The organism is Flavobacterium sp. UGB4466 (assembly GCF_903469665.1).
Taxonomy (GTDB): Bacteria; Bacteroidota; Bacteroidia; order Flavobacteriales; family Flavobacteriaceae; genus Flavobacterium; species Flavobacterium lipolyticum.
Genome location: NZ_CAGKLC010000219.1, coordinates 1 through 2,265, shown reverse-complemented (window position 1 = coordinate 2,265; position 2,265 = coordinate 1). Strand labels below are relative to the sequence as shown.

The following is a 2,265-nucleotide window of genomic DNA, read 5'->3' as shown; positions in this document are numbered from 1 at the left end:
AATGTACTAAGGTACTGAGTTTTTTGTTTTAGGTTTTAAAAAGTTGTACTAATTTTTAAAAATACATCAGCTATGTGAGAGAAAAATATTTCTCTGTAGTATTCTTTTTTAAATTAGGAAACTATGTTTCTATGTGTTAAATATTATTTTTTCGAAGTACACTAAACGGATTAATTTTAAATCAAATGACTAAATATTATCTGCTAATTATCGGTTTGTTTTCAATGGCTTGTTTCGCTCAGAAAACAACACTTTATACTATTGGTGATTCTACGATGGCCAACAAAAAAGATCCAGAACGCAATCCGGAACACGGTTGGGCACAGGTTTTACAGCCTTTCTTTACCGAAAATATTGTGGTTGAAAATAAAGCCGTAAACGGACGCAGTACCAAAAGTTTTATCAATGAAAAACGATGGGATTCGATTTATAAAAAACTCAAAAAAGGAGATTACGTTTTCATCGAGTTTGGCCATAATGACGAAAAAATCGAAGATTCAACCCGATATACAAACCCGCATACCAGCTACCGATACAACCTGATTAAGTTTGTAAAAGAAAGCCGCCAAAAGGGAGCAACCCCCGTATTGTTAAGCTCCATCGCGAGACGTAATTTTAATGAAAAAGGAGTTTTAATACCCACACACGGTGATTATCCTTTAATAACCAGACTGGTGGCGCAAGAATTTAAAGTCCCTTTCATTGATCTCGAATATTTGACAGAAATATTAGAACAAACCTACGGCCCCGAAAAATCGAAACTGCTGCATTTGCATTTTAAAGCCGGTGAAAATGCCTATTACGATAGCGATAAAAATGATGATACCCATTTGTCATTAAAAGGAGCCACAGAAATTGCCAGAATGGTAATCAATCAAATTAAAGCAGCAACAGATCCTGCCCTGGCTGCATTAAAAAAAGGAATTAAATAGAAGACTTATACAAAAAAAAACGAATAGACAAATTAGTTTCATATTTGTCTTATTACGATAGTTTTATGGCTTATTGTGGTGCTTGAGAGAAAATGTTACAATTAAATTTGCTGTATACTTTAATTACTTCTTCATTATTTTTTAAGAAGAGAAGAGGAAGGTTAAAAGTGTATGATTTATTAATAAGTAACACTGATAACAGCATATGGGCACCTCTACTTTTTCATTGGAGTTTGATTTGAATATTGCAGAGATACGTAATTTGCATAAGATGTACTTCAAAGATCTGTACAAACAAAGAGTAATGTTTTTTTTAGCAGTTACTTTATTGGTCTTTGTTTATTCAGATTGGAAAGGGAACAATGATTTTTTTCAATGGATTATAAAAGACTTGTTTTTGGTGATCCTTTTTTTACTTTTTCATTATCCAATAGTAAATACAATTTGCAAAGTAACTTTTCGATTGGTTAGAAAATTATTAAAATTTGATCGTTTTTCACGTCAGTACAAATTTAGTTTTACGAATTCATTTATAGAGGTACATTCCCCCCTAGGCGGATTTACTCATAGATGGTGCCAGATAGAGAAAGCAATTCTCACTAAGGACTGTTTTCTGTTATATATTAAAGACAAAAATGGTTATATTATCTCAATTTCAAACAAAGAAAATTGTAGCAAGAAAATAGAAAAACTAATTGCATTTATTGATTGCAATGTTACCCGGGTAGAAAGAATCTGATTGATGGGTAAGAGATTTTTTTAGCAAAAGTAAAAGCTAGAATAAGGGAATAAACCATTTTTCATAGTTGGAGTTTGGTACGACAAATACCTTCATTTTTGAAGCCTTTTGAGTCGAATCCGGCGCATATTTGACGTTTTTTTGTAAAAATAGGAAGAATTTCAATTGCGGAAAGGGGTGAAAATCTAGTTTTTTGATGTGTTTTGAAGCTACAAAATGAAATTTTATTGAAAATACTACGGAATGCCTTACAGGGCAGGAGTTATCAGGGGTGGAAAATAAAATATTGACTATTAGTTTGTTGTGAAAAATGAAATGCAAAAAAGAGAAAAAGTAAATTTATCGTTAAGTCAGAGACCTAAAAATGAGGATAAATTTAACAGCAAATGTGTTGTAACTCCCATTCAAACTTCTATTTTTGCGACTTAATTTAATAATTATAAGCATGAACGATCTATTAGTAAAAATCAACGCCGAAATTGAAACATTTAAAGCAGAGGCTGAATCATTAACTGAAAAAGGTGTTAAAGCTGCTGGACCAAGAGCGCGTAAATCTACTTTAGAAATTGAAAAACTTTTAAAAGAGTTTAGAAA

At 31.7% G+C, this 2,265-nt stretch carries 2 protein-coding genes; both read left to right on the top strand.

Annotated elements, in window-relative coordinates:
* Nucleotides 1–185 precede the first annotated feature (185 nt).
* Entirely contained in the window at nucleotides 186–932 is a 747-nt protein-coding gene (locus JO950_RS21710; RefSeq protein ID WP_202704510.1) for a rhamnogalacturonan acetylesterase, read from the top strand.
* A gap of 1,184 nt (nucleotides 933–2,116) precedes the next feature.
* Nucleotides 2,117–2,265: histone H1 (locus JO950_RS21705; protein ID WP_202704509.1), on the top strand; the 149-nt coding region annotated here is incomplete at its 3' end.